The organism is Polynucleobacter cosmopolitanus (genome assembly GCF_002224225.1).
Classification (GTDB): domain Bacteria; phylum Pseudomonadota; class Gammaproteobacteria; order Burkholderiales; family Burkholderiaceae; genus Polynucleobacter; species Polynucleobacter cosmopolitanus.
Genome location: NZ_NJGG01000001.1, coordinates 323,917 through 347,486 on the forward strand (window position 1 = coordinate 323,917; position 23,570 = coordinate 347,486).

A 23,570-nucleotide genomic window follows, 5' to 3' on the forward strand; every position below is an offset into this window, starting at 1 on the left:
TTATATGAATATTTAAATTTAAAAATCTTTCAGTTTTACTTCTTTTCTTTTCTAGCTTTGCTCACTAAAAAATCCATCGTTTGAATCGCTCTGGCTTTAGAGCCACCGGCGATTGATGGTGAGGTCAAATATTTACCTTGAACTGCAACAGATGGCACACCATCAATTCTGTAAGTTTGAGCAATCTGATTGGCCGCTCTTGCTTTTGAAATCACAGTGAATGATTTAAAGGCCTTCAAAAAAGCTTGGCGATCAATGCCTTGGCTAACAACCCACTCTGTTATTTCAGCTTCTGCTAGAAGCTTTTTCTTATTAACGTGCATTGCCACCATGACCTTGGCGTGTAAATCATTTCTACCAAGGCTATCCAAGGCATAAAACAATTGGCTGTGCGGCAATAATTCATCTCTAAACGCAACCGGTATTTTCTTAACAACAACATCTTGACCTTGTTTAGCAATCCAAGCACTTAGCTCTGGCTCAAAGTCATGACAGTGCGGACAACCGTACCAAAAAAACTCTAGGACCTCAATCTTGCCTTTTGATTCTGTGGCCTGGGCCACTGGCATCACGCGGTAATCAAAACCTTCTTCAATTGGTCTACCTTGCGATAGCGCTAACTGAGAAAATCCCAGGCAAATAAGCCCTAAGAATAAATTTTTGAACAGGGTAAATAAATTGATGTTTTTCATATCAGCATTAATTTGATTTATTGATACGAATGATTGTAGAAGGAATACCAGCGCTTTGCAGTCTGGCCCTTGTTTGAGTCACTTCGCTTTGACCAACAAATGGCCCAACACGTACCCGCCAAAGAGCTGCGCCGTCCAATTCCCTTTCAGAAATGAGGGCTTCTAAGCCTTGCATCGCCAGCATGGCTTTTTGACGTTGCGCTTCATCTTGATTTCTGTATGCCCCCGTTTGCAACCAATATTCTGGTCCTTGAGTTGCAGCAGCAATCGAGGCAATAGGATCTTTAGACGTTGCTTCACCTGGCAATGGCACTTTGCTTTGCAATGGTTTATTCAAATTAGGCTTGTCTTCAACTTGAACTTCGCCCTCTTCAATGGCTTCCATAGGCTTAGCTTTGCTCACCGCTTCCGGCGCTCTTTGATTGAGTTTTGGCTCCGGAGCCCCTTTGGTCAACATGATGGCAACACCCACAGCAATTGCCAAGCCCAGCAATAAGCCGAGCACAAAACCCATCAATGTGCCACCTGATGCACCAGACTCTAAAGACACATGTTGATTGTTATTTTTCATCACATTAACTCCTCACATTTTTTCAGGTGCTGATACACCTAAAATACCTAATCCATTAGCAATCACTTGTTTGGTCGCTAAGAGTAAAGCCAAGCGCGCTGAGCGAATGTTTTCCTCATCGACCAACACTCTATCTGCATTGTAAAAAGTGTGGAAATCGCTGGCCAAGTCTCTTAAATAAAATGCCAAGGAATGAGGCGTCATGTCTTTTGCTGCCTCAGCCAACACATCAGAGTACTCAGATAAACGGGTTAAAAGCATATTAGATGCGTGACTATCTAATGCAAGAAGAGATGCTGACTTCAGACTATTCTCATCCCCCGCCCATTGCCTCAAAATTGAACAAATTCTAGCGTGTGCATATTGGACATAGAAAACAGGATTTTCATCATTTTGTTTTAATGCCAAATCAATATCGAAGACAAATTCAGTGTCAGCTTTACGAGATATCAAGAAGAATCGAACAGCGTCTCTGCCACGGCGAATCGCATCTTGACGCTCAGCATCATTCATGTCAGCTGTCACACCACCCGACCACTCGATGAGATCTCTAACTGTCACATAAGAGCCAGCGCGCTTAGATATCTTGACCTCTTCGCCACCTTTCATCACGGTGACCATTTTGTGCAACACGTACTGCGGATAATCTTTCGGAATATCCCAAGACCGCTTCTGTGCAACACCTTGGATACCAGAACGCACCCGGGCAATCGTGCCATGGTGATCACTGCCTTGGATATTGATCACATGAGTAAAGCCTCGTGACCATTTGCTGGCATGATAAGCAACATCTGGAACAAAATATGTGTAGCTACCATCTGACTTTTTCATGACACGATCTTTGTCATCGCCATCATCAGTGGTGCGTAACCAAAGAGCACCCTCGGCTTCAAAGCTCTTGCCAACTGACGCTAAATCAGCAACAACCGATGCCACACTGCCATCACTGTACAAAGATGATTCCAAGTAATAGCAATCAAATTGAACGCCAAATGAGTGCAGGTCAATGTCTTGCTCTTTACGCAAATAAGCCACAGCAAATTGACGAATAGATTCGATGTTGTTGATATCACCATCTGCATGCACAGGCTGACCGTCTGAAGCTGCCACTGTGGCTTTGGCTAAATAGTCTTTTGCAATATCCGCAATGTACTCACCGTTATAGGCAGATTCCGGCCAGTCCTTATCGCCAGGATTCAAACCTTTTGCCCTTGCTTGAACAGAAATGGCCAAATTTTGTATCTGCACACCAGCATCGTTGTAATAAAACTCTTTGTGAACCGACCAACCTTGGGTTTTCAAAATATTCGATAGAGCATCACCCAGCGCTGCCTGGCGGCCATGACCCACATGCAGTGGGCCGGTTGGGTTTGCAGAAACAAACTCAACCAATACTTTTTTACCCAGTTCAGCTTGCTGACCATAACAATTGCCATCAGCAAATACTTTTCCAATCACTTGCAAGCGAGCTTTTTGAGTCAAGCGTAAATTAATGAATCCTGGACCCGCAATTTCAGCACTCGCAATTAATTCTTGGGCTCCTGTTTGAGCCATTAACTTCTCAACAAATACTTGTGCCAATTCCCTTGGATTAGCTTTCCACGCCTTAGACAACTGCATAGCAATATTGGTGGCCAAATCGCCGTGCTCGACGACTTTTGGTCGCTCCACATGAGGCTCTGGCAATGGATCCAGAATGCTTCGCTCTTTAGCGATCTCAGCTAAAGCGGCTTGCATCAATGAAATAATTTGTTTTTTAATGGCTGGTAGCATAGAGGTTTAGTTTATCAGTTAACTTTTGGTGTTAATCTTTGCTAATGTTATATAAATTTCAATGTAAAAAAGCTGCAGATGTTTTGATGTTAGAAGACCTAACCTCAAAGATCTTTGCCATCATCGGTAGGCCTTTGGAGCCCAGGGGTATCTTTCTGCTTGAACAATTGCCAATTGCCATTGCAAAGTTAGAAGCTGCCATTGCAGAAGACCTGGAACGCAAAAAGAATTCCCCTGAAAACACCCCCTCAGAATCTTCTGAAGAATCTGGCCACAGCATCAACCATGATCGTTTAGGGCAAAGAGCATATCCATTCATCAACTTACTCAAAGAAGCTTTGCTTAAGAAAGAGATGGTGTCTTGGGGCGTTTAACAAAATCCTCGAGCTGATCTTCACCAATGCGACCCACATCAAAGTATTGAGCCTGTGGGTTTGCCAAATAGAAACCACTGACGCTAGACGATGGCGTCATGGCCATGGACTCAGTCAAAGCCATATCAACTTCATCAGCCTTTAAGCATTCAAACATGTCTTTTTTAACCAAGTGATCTGGACATGCTGGGTAACCAGGGGCTGGACGAATACCTTGGTACTTTTCCTGAATCAAATCTTCATTGCTGAGACCCTCATCAGTGACGTAGCCCCAAAGTTCAGTTCTCACCCTTTGATGCATCTTTTCAGCGAACGCTTCAGCGAATCTGTCTGCCAAAGCCTTGAGCATGATTGAGCTGTAATCATCATGCTTGTCTTCAAACTCTTTCAGCTTCTTTTCAATCGCATGTCCTGCTGTTACCGCAAACATGCCAACATAATCAGAAACTCCCGAATCTTTCGGTGCGACAAAATCAGCCAAACAACGATTTGGTTTCTTGACCCCATCCACAACAGGACGGTCACTTTGCTGACGATAATTCTTCCACGTCAACAAAACATCTTGGCGTGATTCATCAGCATAGATTTCAATATCATCGCCAACGCTGTTTGCTGGATAAAGACCAATCACAGCATGGGCTTGTAACCAACGGCCTTGGATGATTTTTTGCAACATTGCTTGAGCATCAGCAAACACCTTCTGCGCTGAATCTCCAACCACCTCATCTTTTAATATCTGCGGGTATTTTCCTGCCAAGTCCCAGGTCTGAAAGAATGGTGTCCAGTCAATGCATTGGGCAATGTCTGCTAAATCGTAATTCTTAAAAACACGGCGCCCGATAAATTTAGGCTTGGTAATTTTTTGCTTGCCCCAATCAATGATTTCTTTATTGGCTCTTGCTTCTTCAATGCTGATGATGGGAGTTTGTTTTTTATTGGCATGCTGAATCCGAATTCTTTCGTAGTCGGCTTGCAACTCATCAATGTATTTATCAGCACCTTCTTCTGATAACAAACTAGATGCCACTGAAACTGCTCGGGAAGCATCCGGCACATAAACAACTGGACCTTCATAGTGAGGCGCAATTTTTACTGCAGTGTGAACCCTTGATGTGGTGGCGCCACCAATCATCAATGGCATTTTTTTAGATCTGAAGTAATCATCACGCTGCATCTCTTCGGCAACGTAGGCCATTTCTTCCAATGACGGAGTGATCAAGCCTGACAATCCGATCAAGTCAGCTTTTTCTTCTTTGGCCTTTTTGAGAATTTCATTACAAGGCACCATCACGCCCATGTTCACAACATCAAAGTTGTTACATTGAAGCACCACGGTCACAATATTTTTACCAATATCGTGAACGTCGCCTTTCACGGTTGCCATGATGATCTTTCCGCGAGAACGCACATCTCCGCCGCTCTCAAGAATCTGTCGTTTTTCTTCTTCAATGTATGGGATCAAATGAGCCACCGCTTGCTTCATCACTCGAGCGCTTTTCACCACCTGAGGCAAGAACATCTTTCCAGCACCGAATAAATCACCCACCACATTCATGCCGTCCATCAAAGGCCCTTCGATGACCTCGATCGGTCGACCTCCGGCTGTTGATATTTCAAGACGCATTTCTTCAGTGTCTTCAACAATGTGCGATGTCACTCCATGCACCAGGGCATGGGTTAAACGCTCTCTGACTGAACCCTCACGCCAAGCCAAGGTCTCTTCTGCGCGCGCACCACCACCCTTGTATTCGTCGGCGATCTCTAGCAAACGCTCCGTGGGAGTCTTGCCATCTTTTTCAGTAAAGCGGTTTAAGACAACATCTTCAACACGTTCTTTTAACTTTGCATCTAAATCAGCATAAACACCCAACTGACCGGCATTCACAATGCCCATGTCTAAGCCGGCGCGAATCGCGTGATATAAAAATACTGTATGAATTGCTTCGCGGACAACATCGTTGCCCCTGAATGAGAAACTCACGTTAGAAACACCACCGCTGACTTTTGCACCAGGCAAGTTAGCTTTTATCCATGCCGTTGCCTGAATAAAGTCATTGGCATAGTTATCGTGCTCATCAATACCAGTGGCAATCGCAAAAATATTCGGATCGAAAATAATATCTTCTGGAGGAAAGTCGAGCTCATCCACCAAAATCTTGTAGCTTCTTTGGCAAATCTCAATTTTTCGCTGATAAGTATCAGCCTGACCTTTTTCATCAAAGGCCATGACCACAGTCGCTGCACCGTAGCGTCGAATCAATTTCGCTTGATGCCTGAATAAGTCTTCGCCCTCTTTCATAGAAATCGAGTTGACGATGGCCTTACCTTGAACACATTGCAATCCTGCCTCGATGACTGACCATTTTGATGAGTCAATCATGATGGGTACTCTAGAAATATCAGGCTCTGAAGCAATCAAATTTAAAAAGCGCACCATCGCAGCTTTTGAATCCAACATCGCCTCATCCATGTTGATATCAATGATCTGTGCACCGTTCTCAACTTGCTGTCTTGCAACTGATAAAGCTTCATCGTATTGCTCATTCAAAATCATTCTTGCAAATGCTTTTGAACCTGTGACGTTGGTTCTCTCACCAACGTTCACAAAGCCCACGTGCGGGCTGATATTGCATGGCTCTAAACCAGATAATTTCATTGGAGGGATCTGTTTTGTTGCTGACATCACACAGACTCCTTATAAGCATTCCAACGACGACTTGATCTCTTCGCTACGGCATCTGCAATTGCCTTGATATGCGCAGGCGTTGTTCCGCAGCAGCCGCCCACCAAATTCACCAAACCATCTTTAGAGAATTCATCCAATAATCTAGATGTCATTTCAGGCGTTTCATCAAAGCCTGTATCGCTCATAGGATTAGGCAGGCCTGCGTTGGGATAACAAGAAACAGCAACATCACATACCTTGGCTAATTCGGCAATGTATGGGCGCATCAGCGTTGCGCCCAATGCGCAATTAAGTCCAAACGTCAAAGGCTTGGCGTGGCGCAAGCTATTCCAAAACGCCTCGACTGTTTGACCTGACAAAATTCGCCCTGATGCATCTGTCACTGTTCCAGAAATCATGATTGGCAAGCGAACTTGCTTTTCTTCAAAGAACTCATCAATTGCAAACAAAGCGGCTTTAGCATTGAGCGTATCGAAAATTGTTTCAACCAAAAACACATCTGCGCCACCTTCATACAAAGCTTCAACCTGCTCTTTATATGCTTGACGCAATTGCTCAAACGTCACGTTTCTAACAGCCGGGTCATTCACATCCGGAGAAATGCTGGCAGTCTTTGGAGTTGGTCCTACAGCACCAGCAACAAATCTTGGTTTGTCTGGTGTTGAAAATTCATCACAAGCTTGCTTGGCTAATTTAGCCGCAGCCAAATTCATCTCTCTGGCCAATTCAGGCATTTTGTAATCATCTTGAGCAATCGTGGTTGCACCAAATGTATTTGTTTCAATCAAATCTGCACCAGCCGCCAAATACTGACGATGAATATCTAAAATGATTTCTGGGTGCGTGATATTTAGCAACTCATTATTGCCTTTTAAATCAATGGCATGATTTTCAAAACGAGTTGACTCTGGCAAACCGCGGTATTGCTGTTCATTTAATTTGCGTTGCTGAATCATGGTGCCCATGGCACCATCCAAGACCAAAATACGGTCTTTTAATAATTGAGGCAAGTTTGCGCCGCGGGTATAAAGCATAAGTAAAACTCTTATTTGGTCACAAATGATTGCGACAAATTGATTAAACCTATATTTTATCGGTATTACGTATATTTATCTGATTACATTAACTTTTTTATTTGGAGGTCAAAATGTTCGGTGCCATGCCAGATTTCAATCAAAGCCTAGAAATGTTTAAAACCATGTGGGGCAATTCGCCAACCCCAGGCAATATGTCAGGCTTTGGCGCTGGAATTGGGGGCGGTGCCGGCATGCCAACCTTGGATATAGAAGAGCTAGACAAGCGCATTCAGGACCTCAAAAGCGTTGAAAACTGGTTGCAACTGAATATGAACGTCTTGCGCAGCACCATCCAAGGGCTGGAAGTTCAAAGAGCCACTTTGGAGGCGTTAAAGAGCTTCAGTGCTGCAATGACCCCAGAAGCATTGGCCGAAGCCACCAAAGCAGCCCAAAAGGCTGCCAGCCAAGCCACTCAAGCGGCCTCTGATATGGCCACCGAAATGGCTTCAGGCAACTTTACCGGCAAGAAAACCGCAAAACCCCGTCAGAGCAAACCTCGCGCAACAAGTACCCGCCGCGCCAAAGGTGATTAAGGTGGGCGATGGCCTCGCCCATCGCAAAGGTCAACTGGTGCAAATCTAAATCCCGCTTGAATAAAACCGGGACCAAATCTCTGGCACTTTGTGGGCTGCTCTTACAGGCTGCCAAAGTGTCCGCCAAGCGATCACGATGATGGGCATGCAGTTGCTCAATTCGCACATGAAGCCCTTTAAAGGGCTTTCCATGGGACGGCAGAATCATGACATCCTCTGGTAATTCTTTTAAAGAAGTCAGAGAATCCAAATAAAGACCCAATGGATCTGCATCAGGCTCTGTATCAAAGACGCTGACATTGGTTGAAATGCGTGGCAACACCATGTCACCGGAAATCAAGGTTTGAGTCTCATGGCACCACAAACAGGCATGCTCTGGCGCATGACCATAACCCACCAATACCTGCCAATCCTGTCCACCAATTTGAATCAGCTCTTGATCCATGATTCTTCTAAATCTTGGCGGCACTGAAGAAACCATGTTGCTGAAATAATTAGCTCTGGCTCTGATTTTTATCAAGTCTTCTTCATTGGCTAGACCATGACGTGCAAAATGATCTGCAGCACCACCCCCGCCAGCCACTGATCCAACTTCAGAACCTCTTGGATCAGATAGCCATTTTGCTAAAACATAATCCGTCATCGTCATCCACAAAGGTGCTGACCATCTTTCAGATAACCAAGAGGCCAGGCCAATGTGATCTGGATGCATGTGAGTCACAATGATTCTGACGATGGGTAAATTCTCTAGCTCTGCATTAAAAATATTCAACCAAGCATTTTTGCTTGCTTCATTAGATACTCCGCAATCCACCAAAGTCCAACCATCCCGGCCCTCAAATGAATCTCTGATTAACCATAAATTAATGTGATCTAAAGCAAAAGGCAGGGGCATGCGCACCCACTTCAAGCCCGCATGAATCACTTGGGTTGTACCGGTCTTAGGAATCTGATCATCAAACGAATAAATAATTTTTTGCATATTAATTTATAGGGTTTTTAAAGCACTCTCATCAACTACCTGTAATATTCATCTATCAGCATCCGTGCCACATCGCTAAACTGCATTTGTGACACATCATGATGCCCAATTAATAACGAAAATACGCTCATGATCACATCAAACAATCCTTATATCCTTAGCAAGCTTCTTGAAAACAATAAAGAATGGGTTGACTCCGTCACTAAAAGCGATCCTGATTACTTTAGCAGACTTGTGCACCAACAGGCCCCTGAATATTTGTGGATTGGCTGCTCAGATTCTCGTGTTCCCGCCAATCAAATCACGGGGCTGGCTCCTGGTGAAGTGTTCGTCCATCGCAACATTGCTAACGTAGTCGTTCACACTGATCTCAACGCCTTATCAGTCATTCAATTTGCTGTTGATCAAATCAAGGTAAAACACATCATTGTGGTGGGCCATTATGGTTGTTCAGGTGTAAAAGCTGCGCAAACAAAAACCAGAATTGGTTTAGCTGATAACTGGATCAGGCACATTCAAGACGTTCAAGATAAGCACGGTAAGTATTTAGGGCAAGTTTTGAGAGAGTCAGATCAATTTGATAAGTTATGTGAATTAAATGTGATTGAGCAAGTGATGAACGTTTGCCAAACCTCGAGCGTTCAAGATGCATGGGCCAGAAATCAAGAAGTCACTGTGCACGGTTGGATCTATGATTTAAAAGATGGGCAAGTACGAGATCTTGGCATCAGCATCAAAAATTGTAATGAGTTGAATGCCCGCTACCAAACCATCCTAGAAAAAAATTATCCCAAAAGTGAATAATCCACAACCCGTTAAGCGTCCTGAGTCGCCTTGTATCAACTTGTGCACCATGGATGATGAAGATCGTTACTGCCTGGGCTGCCATCGAACACTGGATGAAATTGCCTTATGGTCAAGCCTTGATCAAGAAGAAAAAGAATTAGTTTGGCAACTTCTTGAAGAACGCTCAAACTTAAAAACTAAATAAATACCAATCTATAAATAATGATGTGGAAACAATTTGGCCCCACCTACCAGAAGGTAGATGGGGCCAAACTTTTATTGCGCTTATTTAATTAATTTATTAATTAATCAGCGTAAACGCCAGCCTTCTTGATGATTGGTGTCCACAAATCAATTTGAGCTTTCAAATGAGCTTTGTGACCTGCAGGGCTTGCATTCTTTGCATTAGGAATATTAGCGCCTAACTCAGCCATTTTTGCTTTATAGCCAGCATCGTTGATACCTGCTTGAAGGGCTGCAGAAATCTTATCAGTTGCATCCTTAGGAGTGCCCTTTGGCGCATAAACACCGTGCCAAACGTTCACTTCAAAGTTCTTCAAACCTTGCTCATGCATTGTTGGAATATCTTTGAATGCAGCAATACGTTGCATGGTTGTTGCACCGTAAGGTTTTACTGAACCAGCCTTCAATTGGCCTGCCAAGTTTGTAGTTTGATCACACATCAATTGAACTTGACCACCCATCAAATCTGTCAAAGCAGGAGCGGTTCCTTTGTATGGCACAGTAGTCATGTCTTGCTGAATAGCGCTCATGAACAACAATCCGCATAGATGTGAAGCAGAACCAATACCAGCGTTGGCATAGTTAACTTTAGTTCCGTTTGCTTTGATGTAAGCAAGCAATTCAGTTAAGTTTTTTGCTGGCAAATCTTTGTTAGCAACCATGACCATTGGCACATCTGCAACCATTCCAAGATGCTCAAAATCTGTCATTGGATCGTAGCCCAAGTTTTTATACAAACCTGGGGCTGTTGACATACCAATGTGATGAATCAACACTGTGTAACCATCCTTAGGGGCATTCATTACTTTTTTAGCAGCAATCGTACCGCCAGCACCTGGAGAGTTATCAACGATCACTTGTTGCTTCAAAGTTTTGCCCATCGCTAGAGCAATTTCACGAGCAACTTTATCAGTTGGACCACCAGCAGCAAATGGAACAACCATGGTTACTGGCTTATCAGCTGGGAATGCTGCCTGGGCGCCAGCAGAAAGGCTGCCAGCGATAATACCTACTGCCAACATGGCATGACGAATACTTTTCTTCATAATTATCTCCTGTATGGTTGTTGCCGTAAAAGAAGCAAATCAACACTACGATTGTAAGGAATTATTAAGAAAAATCACTAAAAGTAATTCTTAAAGTGACTGGTGTTTACCCTAGGGCGATCGAATGAAAGCCTCTAAATTGAAGGCTCAAACAAGCTTAAAACCCATCTTTAATATAAGGGATTTAGCCTCAGAAGGTAATACAGATTTGATGATCCGAGGTAATCGTGACTTTTTCTTTAATGGCACGTTTAGCAATTTTTAATACCTGCTTATCTTTACTGATCAATGCCGATGGTCTAAGACTGTAGGCTAAATTAATAAAGACTTGATCATCCCGATCTTTGCATTTCCATGGAGCCTGGCAGAGCTCATTATCAGAAATGATTCTTGCCCAACTTTTCCATTGCTCGCCGATGAGATGTTGCTGATCTTTGTCCAAAGAAAATTGCTCTCGCCCGATGACGTCTAAGAATTCTGCAAAGGTTTTATCAGTGGCGACTGCATCAAGCAGTTTGGCATCAAGCGCTGCTCGCAAAGGATGAGCTCGTTCATCATCAAATACCAAAATATCTAAAAGAATGTTGGTATCTAAAATAATGATTGGCTTCACCTCACCATCACCATAAAGTTTTTTCCGCCAGCCTTATCTTATTGAGCAATTGAAAAAGAGGGGATCTTGATTTGATCTTTATGTGATTCAAAGTAAATCTCCCATGGGGAATCAGAAGGTTTATTGACGACCAAATTGAGGCCTTGCTGAACAAAGTCAGAAACATCAGCGCCCAAATCATAGCGATCAGTGAATGCAGAAATATTGGCTGCTAAGTTATTCATACTTTCTGTAGCAATCAAATATTCATCACTTGCTTGATCTTTTATTTTGGGCTCAATTTTTTGATAAACACTCATACCAAACCAGTAATGCAAAGCAATGAGCCAAGCATAAATATTATAAAAATCGGCCGTTCTATCCGAAAGTTGTTTTTTTTGAAAATACAAACCGAGGAAGGAGTCATTAAAAGTTCTTAGGCAGGCGAGGTGTTGCATCCACTCTGCTTCAATTTGATCCCACTCAGTATCATCGAGTAACTCAACAATGTGTCCCACAGTATATAAAGTAAATTTAAATTGTTCCTTATGAACCGCTAACTTGTCTCGATCAAGTCTTTGAGCAGCGGTCATCCATAAAGACGTTAAATGCCAAATCGTGATTTCGTGAGGTGTTAGATTTGGAATCTTATTTGCAATTGCTAAATACTCTGGCTTAAGAATGCTCAATATTTCTTTGACCATTTCTTCATGTTCGTTTGAACCATATATTGACATTGATTGCTTTCGTAATTTTCTTTAATTAGTTGATGATAACAATCATATGGTTTTTAGGCGTCAACCTTTGATTGGGTAGCCTCTTGGATGACGGCTTTGGCACCAAGAACAAGTTATTTTGCAGAATCACAGGCATCCTGCCATAGGCAGTATTGACGAAATTACTCGACCGTCACCGATTTTGCAAGATTGCGAGGCTTATCAACATCAGTGCCTCTTGCGCATGCAGTGTGATACGCCAGTAACTGCAGCGGAATGACGTGCAAGATTGGTGACAAATCACCATAATGCTCAGGCATTCGAATCACATGGATACCCTCTTCAGCAGATATTTGTGTATCACTATCAGCAAATACAAATAGCTTGCCGCCGCGCGCCTTCACCTCTTGCATATTCGACTTCAGCTTCTCGAGCAATGCATCATTAGGCGCCACCGTGACCACCGGCATTTGCTCTGTGACCAAAGCCAATGGTCCATGCTTCAATTCTCCAGCGGGATAAGCTTCAGCATGAATATAAGAAATCTCTTTTAATTTAAGCGCGCCCTCAAGTGCGATCGGATAGTGAAGTCCGCGACCTAAAAAGAGCGCATTTTCACATTGAGCAAACGCCTCACTCCACGCAATGATTTGAGGCTCAAGGGCTAGCACGGCATGAATCGCAGCGGGTAAATGACGCAGACGATTGAAGGCGATGCGCTCTTGCTCACTGGTCAAGCAGTTCTTATTCTTCGCCAAAGTCAATGCCAACAAATACAGCCCCACCAATTGAGTCGTGAAAGCTTTGGTCGACGCCACGCCAATCTCTGTGCCAGCATGGGTTAAAAATTGATATTTTGTTTCTCGAACCATGGCACTGGTTGCCACATTGCAAACCGCAAGAGTTTCTTGATGACCCAAAGCTTGAGCATGTCTTAACGCTGCAAGCGTATCAGCTGTTTCTCCTGATTGAGAAACCACCACGACCAAAGAGCGAGGATTCGGCACTGTTTTTCGGTACCTGTATTCACTCGCAATTTCAACCTGAGTGGAAATGCCGGCAATATCTTCAATCCAATACTTAGCAGTACTTGCTGCGTAATAACTGGTGCCGCAAGCCAAAATCAAAACGCTGTCAATGTTTTTCCAATCAGCTTGCTTGGCGCCAAATAAACTTAGATCAGCAAACTCAGCATGACCCAAAGTATCAGCAACGGCTCTTGGCTGCTCAAAAATTTCTTTTTGCATGTAGTGTTGATAAGGGCCTAAATCAACCTCAACATTTTGAGTGGGCACAGGCTTTTTGATTCTCTCTTGAACTTTGCCAGACACATCTGTGATGATGACTTGATCTGTTGTTAAAACAGCAATATCACCTTCTTCCAAATACGCCATCATGCTCGCATGATCAGATACGGCCAAGGCGTCTGAAGCCAAGAAATTTTCTTGCTCGCCATAGGCCACGACCAATGGTGAGCCAGCCCTTGCGCCCACCAATAAACCTGGGGCATCTTTGGCAATCACAGCAATGGCATAAGCACCGTGGAGCTTTGGCACAACTGCGCGCACAGCTTTTGCCAAATCTCGCACAGGCATGTTGATATAGGTTTGATGAATTAAATGAGCAATCACTTCAGTGTCTGTTTGAGACACAAACACATAGCCCGCTGCTTTTAATTCTTCACGCAAGCTTTCATAATTTTCAATGATGCCGTTATGCACCAAGCCAATCAAATCATCAGAAAAGTGAGGGTGAGCATTAACAGTGTCCGGTTTGCCGTGTGTGGCCCAGCGTGTGTGAGCAATACCAACATTGCCTGACATTGTTTGACCTTGATCAGCTAAATCCGTAACCCTTGCAGTGGTGCGCGCACGAACCAACTCTTGACCACTTAATAAAGCAAAGCCGCAGGAATCGTAGCCACGATATTCAAGTCGGCGCAGACCTTCAACTAAAACATTGACCACATTTTTTTTAGAAACTGCACCAACGATCCCGCACATGATTTTCCCTATTCACCAATACTTAACGAAAAGTATTTATTTTGATTTTTTGGTTGGCCTTTGCCAATTAATTGAAACTTGCTTCACCCTTGTTACAGTCAATTGATTGGCTGGTGCATCTTTTGTCAATGTTGTGCCAGCTCCCAAGGTCGCACCTTTGCCAACTGTTACTGGCGCTACTAGCTGAGTATCTGAGCCAATGAATGCTTCGTCTTCAATGATCGTGCGGTGCTTGTTCACACCGTCATAGTTACAAGTGATGGTGCCAGCACCAATATTGACTTTTTTACCGATGGTCGCATCGCCCACATAGGCCAAATGATTGGCTTTGCTCCCTGCACCCACATCACTGTTTTTGATTTCAACGAAATTGCCCACATGAACTTCTTCAGCAAGCACTGTGCCTGGGCGCAATCTGGCATAAGGTCCGATCACACTGCCAGCACCAACGGTTGCCTGGTCAATATGAGTGAAGGCTTGAATCTTGGCATTGGCGTCAATCACAGCGTCCTTGATCACGCAATGCGGACCAACAGATACGCCTGAACCAAGAACAACCTTTCCCTCAAAGACGCAACCGATATCAATTTTGACATCAGTACCACATTGAAGTTCTCCACGAATATCGATTCGAGATGGATCCAATAGTGTGACACCTGACTCCAATAAACGATTGGCTAACTCATGCTGCCAAACTCGCTCTAAGTCAGCAAGTTGAGTTCTACTGTTAACACCCACGGTTTCCCAATCATTGCTTGCCTGGGTTGTATAAACCGGAACGCCTTCAGCCACTGCCAAAGCAATCACATCGGTCAAGTAATACTCACCTTGCGCATTGTTTGGCTTAAGTTGCTTTAACCAACCCTTCAATTTTTCTGTGGGCAAGGCCATGAAGCCAGTATTAATTTCAGTGATTTGACGAATCTCTGCGCTGGCATCCTTTTCTTCAACAATCCCGGATACATCGCCATCATGATTGCGCAAGATTCGACCATAGCCCGTTGGATTAGCCATGCTTTGAGTCAACAAACCGAGACCGCCAGACTCCGCCAACTGTGCCAACTGTTGAAGGGTCTGCGTTTGTATCAAAGGCACATCGCCATAGAGTATCAATGTGACCGGATCATCAGATAATTGATCGCAAGCCTGCAAAACAGCATGGCCTGTGCCTTTTTGCTCGGATTGAAGCGCTGTTTTTGCTTGAAAAGCTGTTTTTGAAAGGAATTCTTGAACAAATTCGCCGCCATGGCCAAGAACCAAGATGGTCACATGATCACCCGCCAAGGCTTTTGCACTGGTGAGCACGTGCTCCAACATGGGCCGACCGGCGATTGGATGAAGGACCTTGGGCAGCGTTGACCGCATGCGCTTTCCCTGTCCAGCGGCTAATATGACAATATTCATTATTAATAATTATATGAGCTTATCCAAACCTCTCCAAACAATCAAAATAACGGCCATTTGCTGCCTTTTTTTGCTGATCACCGCCTGCAGTGCCGTGAGGTTTGTTTACAACCAGGGCGACACCCTCATTCGCTGGTGGATTGATGACCACATTGGCTTAACAGCAGAACAAGAATTTTTGACCCGCGAACTCTTAGAGCAACAATTTTGGTGGCATCGCACAGAACAACTCACGGATGTTTCTAAAACTCTTGAGCAGCTGCGCCGTCAACTCAATCGCCCACTTTCCACAGATGAAGTCAGCCAATTTTCTGATGACCTCAAAAAGTTCATTTACAAAATTGCCAAGAAAACCACTCCGGACGCTGCAAAACTTTTTGTGACGCTGCAAAGTAATCAAATCGAAACAATGCAAAAAAGAATGCAAAAGGGCAATGAGAAATTCGTCAAAGAATGGCTGCCACCAAGTTTAGAAAAACAAAACAAGGTTCGAGCAGATAAGGTGATTGATCGAGTTGAGTGGCTGTTTGGCAGCATCAATAAAGAACAAGAAGAAAAAATCAGGCAGCACATCAAAAATAATCCATTAGACATGAACATGGTTTATCAAGAACGCCTGCGCCGTCAAAATGATTTAATCAAGATTGTTAAATCAATCCAACAAAATAAATTAAATCAGCAACAAGCCGAAGATTTGCTGACAACTTACATAAAAAACTTTGAATACGGCACCACCAAAGAACAGCTGGAGTTTGGTAAAAGAAGAAGTGCCCTAGGCGTTCAGCTGAGTGCGTTCATCACTCAGACCATGAATGATGAACAAAGAAAATACGCCAGTGGTCGAGTTGAAACTTGGGCTCTGGATGTTCAAGAGCTGATCAAAGAGTCATCTGTATTGGCTGCCAAGCGTTCTGCTCTGACGAATCGCTAGAACCCACATCCTGACTTAAATCTTTAAAATCAAATTGGGTGGCATCCATTAAGTGTGAAGGCACCACATTTTGAATGGAACTGAATAAGCTTTCTACGCGACCTGGGTATTTCTTTTCCCATTCCTTGATCAAAGCCTTCATCGCATTTCTTTGTAAATTTTCTTGGCTACCGCACAAGTTACAAGGAATGATTGGAAAATCCATCTGCGCAGCATATCTCTCAAGATAACTCTCTGGTACATAAGCCAAAGGTCTGATCACAATGTGCTTGCCATCATCAGACTTTAATTTCGGTGGCATGCCTTTTAACTTGCCGCCATGAAACATATTCATCAGCAAAGTTTCAATGATGTCATCTCGGTGATGACCCAGCGCAATCTTGGTGGCGCCAAGCTCACCAGCAACCCTGTACAAGATGCCACGCCTTAAACGCGAGCAAAGACCACAGGTTGTTTTCCCCTCAGGAATCACACGCTTCACAATCCCATAGGTATCTTGATCTTCAATATGAAACTGCACACCCAATTTTTTAAAATAATTGGGCAGGGTTTCTTTTGGAAAGCCTGGCTGGTTTTGATCAAGATTCACAGCCACCAAATCAAAATCAATCGGAGCACGCTCTTTCAGCTTCATCAAAATATCGAGCATGGCATAGCTGTCCTTACCGCCCGACATGCAAACCATGACCTTGTCACCATCTTCAATCATGTTGTAATCAACGATGGCTTGACCAGCTAGACGACAAAGCTTCTTGTCTAGCTTATTTTCTTCGTAGGCTACTTTGCGTGGATCTTTCATTCTTTGATCAGGAAAATTTCAACACCAACTGCTTCACAATCAGGATAAACATCCGGCTTTGCAGTTGAAACTTTAACGGCTCTCACATTTGGATGAGCCAACATGATTTTTGCAACATCATCACACAAAGTCTCTTGAAGATGTATGTGCCCTTTAGAAACTCTTTCAATGATACTTTGACGCATGAAGTCGTAATCAACCACTTCATCCAGACTATCTTTCGATGGTGTGTTTTCTACCAAAGGTACAAATAAATCAACATTGATTAAAACGCGTTGCTCACCGCGCTTCTCAAAATCATGAACCCCAATATTGATATAAACCTCATAATTGCTCAGAAACAATCTTCGGCAATCCATCAGGCGAGGGTGAGATAACAATGCTTGCATATTTACTCCGTCAAAAACATCACGTCACGATTAGTCGAAAGTAAATGCTGCCCACCATCAACATACAAAGTTGTACCAGTGATGGCTTTTGCCTTGGCCAAATAAATCACCGCATCAGCAATGTCATCAGGAGTTGATGATTGCTCCAAAGGAGTCATGCCGTGGGCTTTGGCAAAGCCATCTTCAGATTGATCGCCTGACACCATCGTGATTCCCGGAGCCAATCCTACAACGCGTAAATTAGGCGCAAAAGATTGCGCCAATAAATTAGTTGCTGAGTTGAGCGCGGCCTTTGACAAGGTGTAAGACAAAAAGTCTGGGTTCAAGTTTTCTAATTTCTGATCAAGCAAATTGATCACCACTCCGCTTGGGCCACGAGTATCAGCAGTTCTTAACTTTGCATGCTGACGATACAGATCTCTTGACAAGATCAATGGCGCAGCCACATTGGTGAGCATGTGACGATCCAGTGAGGCATAACTGAAACTTGAAGCGACATCGTATTGAAACAAAGAAGCATTGTTCACCAAACAAGATGGCAACCCTAGGGCTTCGCAACATCGATTGATCAACTGACTCGCTTGCGCTTCATCTGATAAGTCTGCCTGCAAAGCAACACCTCGCTGCCCAGTTGCCAAGATATCTTTAACAGTCTGTTCAGCAGCGTCTTTGGAGTTGCCATAATGAATCGCAACATCCCAGCCATCCTTGGCTAGGCCAATCGCAATAGCGCGTCCAACGCGCTTGGCGGCTCCAGTTACTAAGGCAATTTTTGGGTTTTTCATATTTTTTGCAGCACCACTTATAAGAGTTGTAGACTCGCGAGGTATGGATATTAACCCCAGTATCGAAGAAGCGTCTCATAGTCAAACGCTGGCTCGTTTAATTCAGCAAGAAATTCAAGCTCAAAATGGGCGAATTTCTTTCGCTAAGTATATGGAAATGGCCCTGTATGCGCCAGGATTAGGCTATTACGCCGCAGGTAAACGCAAGCTTGGCAGCCAGGGGGATTTCACCACAGCCCCTGAAATCAGCCCTTTATTTGGGGCCACGATTGTGCAAACCTTGCTGCCCATCATTGAACATCTTCAAAAATTGAATCTACCGGTCCAAATCCTAGAATTTGGAGCCGGAACAGGCGCCCTGGCCGAGTCGATTTTGACAGAATTACAGCGCCAAGGCATTGCGGTTGATAGTTACAGCATTCTTGATTTATCAGCTGATTTGATTGAGCGCCAACAATCTAGGCTTGCTCAACCATTTCCCATGGCTACTTGGATCAATCAATTACCAAAAAACTTCTCAGGCATCATCCTTGCCAACGAAGTCTTGGATGCCATGCCCATTGAATTGATCACTTACCAAAATCAGCAGTGGGTGTTTAAAGATGTTACTTTGGACGAAGAATCATCTGAAGATGCATCTGAAGATACCATCAGCTTCAGACATTGCCTGGGCAAAGAAGTCCCCGAAACAATGCTTCCAGAATACTTGCAACAACAATCATTCGAAAATGGTTACACCACTGAAGTCAATGTAAATGCCAAAGCTTGGATCAACAGCATCTCCGAAATCTTGGGCATGGGAATCGTATTAACGATTGATTATGGATTTCCTGAGCATGAGTACTATCACTCTCAGCGCAACCAAGGAACGGTCATGGGTCACTATGCGCATCAAGCGGTTCAAGACCCCTTCTTTTATCCTGGGCTTTGCGATCTAACCTCGCACGTTGATTGGACTGGCATCGCAAAGACCGGCATCGGTTCAGGTCTATCACTCCTCGGATTCACAAGCCAAGCCGCCTACTTATTAGATGCAGGCATAGGATCCTTGCTGATGGAAAAGGTTGATCCATCGAATGCCACGGAATTCATGCCACATTCAAATGCCATTCAAAAATTATTATCAGAAGCAGAAATGGGCGAGCTATTCAAAGTGATGTGTTTTGGTAAAGGCCTCCCTTTTGAAGAAGGTGATTTACCCGGGTTCAGATCAAGGCCTCGATCTCTGTAATTTCCCGCAACCCTATTTAATTGCTTTTGATTGCCAAGAGTCTTCTGTCTTCAATCAATTGCTTGATCTTCGCTCCAGTGGATGAGCCTTGCTCACCGACCTCCTGAACAATCTGCGCAATGTCTACTTTTTTTGCGCAGTCATATGAATGCATCAACTGCTTCGTAGGGAGTCTTAATAAATCAGCCACCTTGATCAACTCCTCAAAGCGTTCAGGCTTTCTCCAAACATCCACGCGATTTAATAAATCTAATAAATTTCGAGGTTCAAGAGTGGCTGACTGTAAGCCCATCTGTAATTCACGAACCAGCACAGCATGATCGCGACACTCAACTGGGATGCCCCACAATGCCGCCCAAGCATTGATATCTTCAACATTCAAACTTGACAACAAAACTGCGCACCGCTGAGACAAATTCAATTGGTGGTTTGCTGCCAAATCAATATCACCCAATAAAGATGAATTGTTTGAATTCATCTTTGGGAAAAATAATTCAAAAACTCCCATCTCAACCAGCACTTCCAACATCCTAGATGGCTTCTCAGACATCAAGCCTCTGGATATTTCTTGCCACACTCTTTCTTTGACCAAAGCATTGAGTTCACCACTCGAATGAATTTCTTTGAGCAAAGTGAGCGTGGATGGCGCTATTGAAAAATCAGAAAAACGTGCTGCAAATCTTGCGATGCGCAAAAGGCGCACAGGGTCCTCGCTAAAGGCGGGACCAATGTGCCTAAATAATTTATTGTTGATATCTTTTTGACCACCATAGGGATCAATCACATCACCAACAGGTTGCCCATTCACATCAGCCTCTTTGGCCATTGCATTGATGGTCAAATCGCGTCGTGCCAAATCTTGCTCTAAGGTCACCCCTGGGTCTGCATGAAATACAAAGCCCTTATAGCCTGGCGAAACTTTTCGCTCAGTTCTGGCCAATGCATATTCAGCATGTGTGACGGGATGTAAAAATACTGGGAAGTCTTGCCCAACAGGGGTATATCCCTGGGCGAGCATTTGCTCGGTTGTTGCGCCCACAACAACGTAATCAAGATCCTTTACTGGCAATCCCAGTAACTGATCTCTGATGGCGCCCCCAACAACATAAATCTTCACTTGATTAAAACATTCAATGCTTGTGGGTTGATGCCAAATACTTTTTCTAAAGCATTTTCAGCGCCCGCTGGCAACACATTGTCTTCGCTCATCGAAGCCAAATTATCTCGTGACATCAAAGTAGGTCCTGGCATCATTTCTAATAAGCCAGCCTGCAAATAAGCCAATGGTTTTGGTAAAGGAATAATCATACTTTTTCTACCACCAACCATGCCAGCAAAATTCACCAATTCAGCCAAGGTGTAAACGCGAGGTCCTGCCAAATCAAATACTCGGCCAATCGTCTCTGACATTGAAATTGATTTCACAAACGCTTGCGCAACATCGGACACATAGACTGGCTGAAATTTAACGGCTGCACCGCCCAAAGGCAAAACTGGGGCGAACTTTTGCAAAGAGGCGAATAGATTGATGAACTTATCATTTTCACCAAACACCACAGAGGGTCTAAAAATTGTCCAATCCAAATCGCTGGCCTTGACCAAATTTTCTGCATCACCTTTGCTGCGCTGATACATCGATGCGCCTGAGCTACTAGCGCCCAAAGCACTCATGTGAATGTAGCGCTTTAAGTTTGCAGCACCCATTGCAGCAATGATTTTTTTAGTGAGCTCAACATGGTTTTTTAAAAAGCCTGGGCCGTAAGGTGATCCAGTTTTGTCATGCAAAATACCCACCAAGTTAATCACCACGCCACCAGGACCCAAACGTTGGCACATATCCGCCAACACAGCAGGGTCATGAATATTGGCTTCAATCACTTGAAGCTTGGGTAACACCCATAATTCTTTGGCGTATGCAGCTTTGCGTGTTGGCAATAAAACTGAGTGGCCAAGTGCGCTCAATCCACTGGCTATTTTCTGACCAATGAACCCGCTACCACCTATCAATAATATTTTTGCTTCGTTCATCATGGCAATTCCGACAATACAGATGCTTTAGGAGAAACCGTTCCAAGATTCTGCTTAAGAGACGGCGTTTTATTGCTAGACATGGCGGTGTAATAACTGGCATTTGCTAAAACATTTTTCACATATCCCCTGGTTTCATTGAAGGGAATTGTTTCTGCAAAGATTGCCCCCTCAACCACTCGAGGTAATTTTTCACGCCACATCTTGGGTCTTCCGGGTCCAGCGTTATAAGCAGCCGAGGCCAAAGCCCATGAGCCATCCAAATCCTGTAAAACCATATTTAAATAATTACTGCCCAAGGTTAAATTAACTTTCATATCATCTAATTGGGATGGCTTAAAGCTGTTCATTCCTATTTTTTTCGCCACATACTTCGCTGTTGCTGGCATCACTTGCATCAGGCCGGAAGCTCCAACATGAGAGCGCGCATTCATGATGAAACGTGATTCCTGACGAATCAAACCATAAGCCCAATTGGTATCTAAACCAATCGATCCAGCAATTGGAGCAAGAGATTCTTTGAATGGGGTGGGATAACGCAAACTGAAGTCATGCTCCAGTTTTGTTCGATCCGCCGTGTTAACTGCGCGATCATATAAACCAATTCGCTTGGCGTGCTCAGCCACTGCAATCAATTGCTTATCGCTAAGATTACGTAATTCCCAATTCCACTCCCTATTTCCTTCGAAACGCAAACCCATGTCATAAAAGCGCACGGCTCTTGCGAAGGCTTTATTCGATGACGCTTGCTTGACCAAACTTTCGTCAGCCGCCACACGCTTAGGAACATGAATTTTCATGCCCAAGTCTTCTCTGGCCAGCTGTCCATAAAAATGGTACTGATCCGACAAAGCTTGCAAACTTTCTTTTGCCAAAGATTCATCGCCCAATTCTTTTTGTGCTCTGGCATGCCAATACGTCCATGCCGGATCACGCTTTCTGACGGATGGCGTCATATGATCAATGGTCTCTTTGACGATTCGCCAATCACCTTCTCGCAATGCAGCCCTCACCTTCCACTCTTGAGTTTCTGGTGTCAACAAATGATGGTGCCCCAGCTCATGTTGCATCTTGAAGGCTTTCAAGCCATTAGGGTCTAACTTCTTCGCCAAATACTGACCAACACTTCCCCATGCAGCCGCGGTGTTCTCTTTGCTTGTGCGCCACGCCTTTTTATCAAAATCACGGAAAGCTACTTCAGGTGATTTTCTGGCACTTCTGACAATGTCTGCCATCGGATCAGGCACATCGAATCGATTGGCCAAGGTTTCAAAATTGTTCTCTACGGCCATTCTTGAAAATGTCGCTACTTCATGTTTTGAAAATCCATTGGCCTTGTATATCGAGTTCACAAGATCTGGACAAGCATCTCCAAAATAGCGAGAGTCCAATAAAATATTTTTAACTTCAGCGGCCAGCACATTCACTGACTCACCCTTGGTCAATCTTGACTGAAGGGCATAACACTTCACTTGAGTGTCATCATCTAAAACGAATTGCGCATACTCTCGATCAAAAGTAGGCCAATCTTTGCGCTTGCCCAACACCAAAAGCCAATCATTTCTCAATCTATCAGCCAGAGCAGTACCATCATATTTTTTTAAGAATTGATCAACGGCATCATCAGCCATTGTTTCAGCTCTTGGGGCTCCACCTTTATCAAACAGGCGAGGCTTGATTTGAAAATATGCAACGTAATCAGCGATGTCATAATTTGAGAGCTTTTGACCCAAATCTTTGGCTTTGCTAGCCTCATTGTTTTTCGAGGCTTCTCTTAATTCAAGAAAGATCTTGTCATCAGAAGTTAAACTGATGTCAGATGATTTTTTCTTGGTGGCCGTTTGATTCTTTTGAGCATAAGCAAGTTCTAAAGAAGTTGATGCAAAAGCGACAACTACCAAGCTCATGAGCAGGTGTTTATTTATCAATT

At 43.9% G+C, this 23,570-nt stretch carries 22 protein-coding genes and 1 pseudogene; 6 read left to right on the forward strand and 17 right to left on the reverse strand.

Going from position 1 to position 23,570, the window contains the following annotated elements; all coding sequences use genetic code 11:
• Window positions 1-35 precede the first annotated feature (35 nt).
• From AOC33_RS01675 to argS, 3 genes are read right to left on the reverse strand one after another with little or no spacing between them, the layout of a single operon-like run.
• Window positions 36-692 carry a thiol:disulfide interchange protein DsbA/DsbL gene (locus AOC33_RS01675; RefSeq protein WP_089514871.1) on the reverse strand — a complete coding sequence of 219 codons (657 nt, stop codon included), beginning with the start codon at window positions 690-692 and terminating at the stop codon, window positions 36-38.
• A 7-nt stretch (window positions 693-699) separates the two neighbouring features.
• Complete coding sequence (locus AOC33_RS01680; protein ID WP_089514872.1) at window positions 700-1,263, reverse strand: SPOR domain-containing protein; 564 nt, start codon at window positions 1,261-1,263, stop codon at window positions 700-702.
• Window positions 1,264-1,275: 12 nt separating this feature from the next.
• The gene (gene argS, locus AOC33_RS01685) at window positions 1,276-3,036 is read right to left on the reverse strand and encodes an arginine--tRNA ligase (RefSeq protein ID WP_089514873.1); all 1,761 of its coding nucleotides are present in this window, start codon (window positions 3,034-3,036) and stop codon (window positions 1,276-1,278) included.
• A 44-nt stretch (window positions 3,037-3,080) separates the two neighbouring features.
• On the opposite strand from argS, the gene AOC33_RS01690 reads away from it, so the two are divergent.
• Window positions 3,081-3,410 carry a DUF1840 domain-containing protein gene (locus AOC33_RS01690; protein WP_089514874.1) on the forward strand — a complete coding sequence of 110 codons (330 nt, stop codon included), beginning with the start codon at window positions 3,081-3,083 and terminating at the stop codon, window positions 3,408-3,410.
• Here AOC33_RS01690 and metH read toward each other — a convergent pair.
• Window positions 3,379-6,093: a methionine synthase gene (metH, locus tag AOC33_RS01695; RefSeq protein ID WP_089514875.1), complete on the reverse strand. Its 2,715-nt coding sequence runs from the start codon at window positions 6,091-6,093 to the stop codon at window positions 3,379-3,381. The genes AOC33_RS01690 and metH overlap by 32 nt on opposite strands.
• On the reverse strand, window positions 6,093-7,130 hold the full coding sequence (locus tag AOC33_RS01700; protein ID WP_089514876.1) for a homocysteine S-methyltransferase family protein: 1,038 nt from the start codon (window positions 7,128-7,130) through the stop codon (window positions 6,093-6,095). Before AOC33_RS01700 ends, metH begins: the two co-directional genes overlap by 1 nt.
• A 113-nt stretch (window positions 7,131-7,243) precedes the next feature.
• Between AOC33_RS01700 and AOC33_RS01705 the strand changes: the two genes are divergently transcribed.
• Window positions 7,244-7,705 carry a PhaM family polyhydroxyalkanoate granule multifunctional regulatory protein gene (locus AOC33_RS01705; RefSeq protein WP_089514877.1) on the forward strand — a complete coding sequence of 154 codons (462 nt, stop codon included), beginning with the start codon at window positions 7,244-7,246 and terminating at the stop codon, window positions 7,703-7,705.
• Here AOC33_RS01705 and AOC33_RS01710 read toward each other — a convergent pair.
• Window positions 7,629-8,687: an MBL fold metallo-hydrolase gene (locus AOC33_RS01710; RefSeq protein WP_089514878.1), complete on the reverse strand. Its 1,059-nt coding sequence runs from the start codon at window positions 8,685-8,687 to the stop codon at window positions 7,629-7,631. The two genes, AOC33_RS01705 and AOC33_RS01710, sit on opposite strands and share 77 nt — an antisense overlap.
• Before the next feature lie 129 nt (window positions 8,688-8,816).
• On the opposite strand from AOC33_RS01710, the gene can reads away from it, so the two are divergent.
• Together can and AOC33_RS01720 are read left to right on the forward strand one after the other, a co-directional pair.
• Window positions 8,817-9,491, forward strand: coding sequence for a carbonate dehydratase (gene can / locus AOC33_RS01715; protein ID WP_089514879.1), 675 nt, complete (start codon window positions 8,817-8,819; stop codon window positions 9,489-9,491).
• Window positions 9,484-9,678 (forward strand): DUF1289 domain-containing protein, encoded by a 195-nt coding sequence (locus AOC33_RS01720; protein WP_281252734.1) that lies wholly within the window; start codon window positions 9,484-9,486, stop codon window positions 9,676-9,678. The genes can and AOC33_RS01720 overlap by 8 nt, the downstream gene beginning before the upstream one ends.
• Window positions 9,679-9,778: 100 nt before the next feature.
• Here AOC33_RS01720 and AOC33_RS01725 read toward each other — a convergent pair whose 3' ends face one another.
• The 5 genes from AOC33_RS01725 to glmU all read right to left on the reverse strand — a co-directional run bounded on the left by AOC33_RS01725 (window position 9,779) and on the right by glmU (window position 15,477).
• Window positions 9,779-10,762 (reverse strand): tripartite tricarboxylate transporter substrate-binding protein, encoded by a 984-nt coding sequence (locus AOC33_RS01725; protein WP_089514881.1) that lies wholly within the window; start codon window positions 10,760-10,762, stop codon window positions 9,779-9,781.
• A gap of 190 nt (window positions 10,763-10,952) precedes the next feature.
• On the reverse strand, window positions 10,953-11,375 hold the full coding sequence (locus AOC33_RS01730) for a PIN domain-containing protein (protein ID WP_089514882.1): 423 nt from the start codon (window positions 11,373-11,375) through the stop codon (window positions 10,953-10,955).
• A 38-nt stretch (window positions 11,376-11,413) separates the two neighbouring features.
• Window positions 11,414-12,091, reverse strand: a complete 678-nt coding sequence (locus tag AOC33_RS01735) for a hypothetical protein (RefSeq protein ID WP_089514883.1) — start codon at window positions 12,089-12,091, stop codon at window positions 11,414-11,416.
• Between the two features lie 161 nt (window positions 12,092-12,252).
• A complete protein-coding gene (gene glmS, locus AOC33_RS01740; protein ID WP_089514884.1) occupies window positions 12,253-14,073 on the reverse strand; it encodes a glutamine--fructose-6-phosphate transaminase (isomerizing) in 1,821 nt (606 codons plus the stop codon).
• 36 nt (window positions 14,074-14,109) lie between these two features.
• Window positions 14,110-15,477 carry a bifunctional UDP-N-acetylglucosamine diphosphorylase/glucosamine-1-phosphate N-acetyltransferase GlmU gene (gene glmU, locus AOC33_RS01745; RefSeq protein WP_089514885.1) on the reverse strand — a complete coding sequence of 456 codons (1,368 nt, stop codon included), beginning with the start codon at window positions 15,475-15,477 and terminating at the stop codon, window positions 14,110-14,112.
• 13 nt (window positions 15,478-15,490) lie between these two features.
• Here glmU and AOC33_RS01750 point away from each other — a divergent pair, with 13 nt between their 5' ends.
• A complete protein-coding gene (locus AOC33_RS01750) occupies window positions 15,491-16,408 on the forward strand; it encodes a DUF6279 family lipoprotein (RefSeq protein ID WP_089514886.1) in 918 nt (305 codons plus the stop codon).
• Between the two features lie 16 nt (window positions 16,409-16,424).
• On the opposite strand, the pseudogene ttcA reads toward AOC33_RS01750, so the two are convergent.
• The 3 genes and pseudogenes from ttcA to AOC33_RS01765 form a co-directional block, all read right to left on the reverse strand.
• Window positions 16,425-17,207, reverse strand: a pseudogene (ttcA, locus tag AOC33_RS01755) (tRNA 2-thiocytidine(32) synthetase TtcA); the annotation flags it as partial.
• The gene (locus tag AOC33_RS01760; RefSeq protein ID WP_089514888.1) at window positions 17,204-17,596 is read right to left on the reverse strand and encodes a dihydroneopterin aldolase; all 393 of its coding nucleotides are present in this window, start codon (window positions 17,594-17,596) and stop codon (window positions 17,204-17,206) included. The gene AOC33_RS01760 and the pseudogene ttcA, both read right to left, overlap by 4 nt.
• Window positions 17,597-17,598: 2 nt before the next feature.
• Window positions 17,599-18,381, reverse strand: a complete 783-nt coding sequence (locus tag AOC33_RS01765; protein ID WP_089514889.1) for an SDR family oxidoreductase — start codon at window positions 18,379-18,381, stop codon at window positions 17,599-17,601.
• 43 nt (window positions 18,382-18,424) lie between these two features.
• Here AOC33_RS01765 and AOC33_RS01770 point away from each other — a divergent pair, with 43 nt between their 5' ends.
• Entirely contained in the window at window positions 18,425-19,612 is a 1,188-nt protein-coding gene (locus AOC33_RS01770) for a class I SAM-dependent methyltransferase (RefSeq protein WP_089514890.1), read from the forward strand.
• 16 nt (window positions 19,613-19,628) lie between these two features.
• On the opposite strand, the gene AOC33_RS09210 is transcribed toward AOC33_RS01770, so the two are convergent.
• The 3 genes from AOC33_RS09210 to AOC33_RS01785 are packed head-to-tail and all read right to left on the reverse strand — an operon-like array spanning window position 19,629 to window position 23,547.
• A complete protein-coding gene (locus tag AOC33_RS09210; RefSeq protein ID WP_089514891.1) occupies window positions 19,629-20,729 on the reverse strand; it encodes a tRNA nucleotidyltransferase/poly(A) polymerase-related protein in 1,101 nt (366 codons plus the stop codon).
• Window positions 20,726-21,643, reverse strand: a complete 918-nt coding sequence (locus AOC33_RS01780; protein ID WP_245835560.1) for a complex I NDUFA9 subunit family protein — start codon at window positions 21,641-21,643, stop codon at window positions 20,726-20,728. Before AOC33_RS01780 ends, AOC33_RS09210 begins: the two co-directional genes overlap by 4 nt.
• Window positions 21,640-23,547, reverse strand: coding sequence for a lytic transglycosylase domain-containing protein (locus AOC33_RS01785; protein ID WP_245835561.1), 1,908 nt, complete (start codon window positions 23,545-23,547; stop codon window positions 21,640-21,642). The genes AOC33_RS01780 and AOC33_RS01785 overlap by 4 nt, the downstream gene beginning before the upstream one ends.
• Window positions 23,548-23,570: the final 23 nt, after the last annotated feature.

Coding starts and splice junctions, on each gene's coding strand:
- AOC33_RS01675 (WP_089514871.1), bottom strand. CDS start 692: ATGAAAAACATCAATTTATTTACCCTGTTCAAAAATTTATTCTTAGGG.
- AOC33_RS01680 (WP_089514872.1), bottom strand. CDS start 1,263: ATGAAAAATAACAATCAACATGTGTCTTTAGAGTCTGGTGCATCAGGT.
- argS (WP_089514873.1), bottom strand. CDS start 3,036: ATGCTACCAGCCATTAAAAAACAAATTATTTCATTGATGCAAGCCGCT.
- AOC33_RS01690 (WP_089514874.1), top strand. CDS start 3,081: ATGTTATATAAATTTCAATGTAAAAAAGCTGCAGATGTTTTGATGTTA.
- metH (WP_089514875.1), bottom strand. CDS start 6,093: ATGTCAGCAACAAAACAGATCCCTCCAATGAAATTATCTGGTTTAGAG.
- AOC33_RS01700 (WP_089514876.1), bottom strand. CDS start 7,130: ATGCTTTATACCCGCGGCGCAAACTTGCCTCAATTATTAAAAGACCGT.
- AOC33_RS01705 (WP_089514877.1), top strand. CDS start 7,244: ATGTTCGGTGCCATGCCAGATTTCAATCAAAGCCTAGAAATGTTTAAA.
- AOC33_RS01710 (WP_089514878.1), bottom strand. CDS start 8,687: ATGCAAAAAATTATTTATTCGTTTGATGATCAGATTCCTAAGACCGGT.
- can (WP_089514879.1), top strand. CDS start 8,817: ATGATCACATCAAACAATCCTTATATCCTTAGCAAGCTTCTTGAAAAC.
- AOC33_RS01725 (WP_089514881.1), bottom strand. CDS start 10,762: ATGAAGAAAAGTATTCGTCATGCCATGTTGGCAGTAGGTATTATCGCT.
- AOC33_RS01735 (WP_089514883.1), bottom strand. CDS start 12,091: ATGTCAATATATGGTTCAAACGAACATGAAGAAATGGTCAAAGAAATA.
- glmS (WP_089514884.1), bottom strand. CDS start 14,073: ATGTGCGGGATCGTTGGTGCAGTTTCTAAAAAAAATGTGGTCAATGTT.
- glmU (WP_089514885.1), bottom strand. CDS start 15,477: ATGAATATTGTCATATTAGCCGCTGGACAGGGAAAGCGCATGCGGTCA.
- AOC33_RS01750 (WP_089514886.1), top strand. CDS start 15,491: ATGAGCTTATCCAAACCTCTCCAAACAATCAAAATAACGGCCATTTGC.
- AOC33_RS01760 (WP_089514888.1), bottom strand. CDS start 17,596: ATGCAAGCATTGTTATCTCACCCTCGCCTGATGGATTGCCGAAGATTG.
- AOC33_RS01765 (WP_089514889.1), bottom strand. CDS start 18,381: ATGAAAAACCCAAAAATTGCCTTAGTAACTGGAGCCGCCAAGCGCGTT.
- AOC33_RS01770 (WP_089514890.1), top strand. CDS start 18,425: ATGGATATTAACCCCAGTATCGAAGAAGCGTCTCATAGTCAAACGCTG.
- AOC33_RS01780 (WP_245835560.1), bottom strand. CDS start 21,643: ATGATGAACGAAGCAAAAATATTATTGATAGGTGGTAGCGGGTTCATT.
- AOC33_RS01785 (WP_245835561.1), bottom strand. CDS start 23,547: ATGAGCTTGGTAGTTGTCGCTTTTGCATCAACTTCTTTAGAACTTGCT.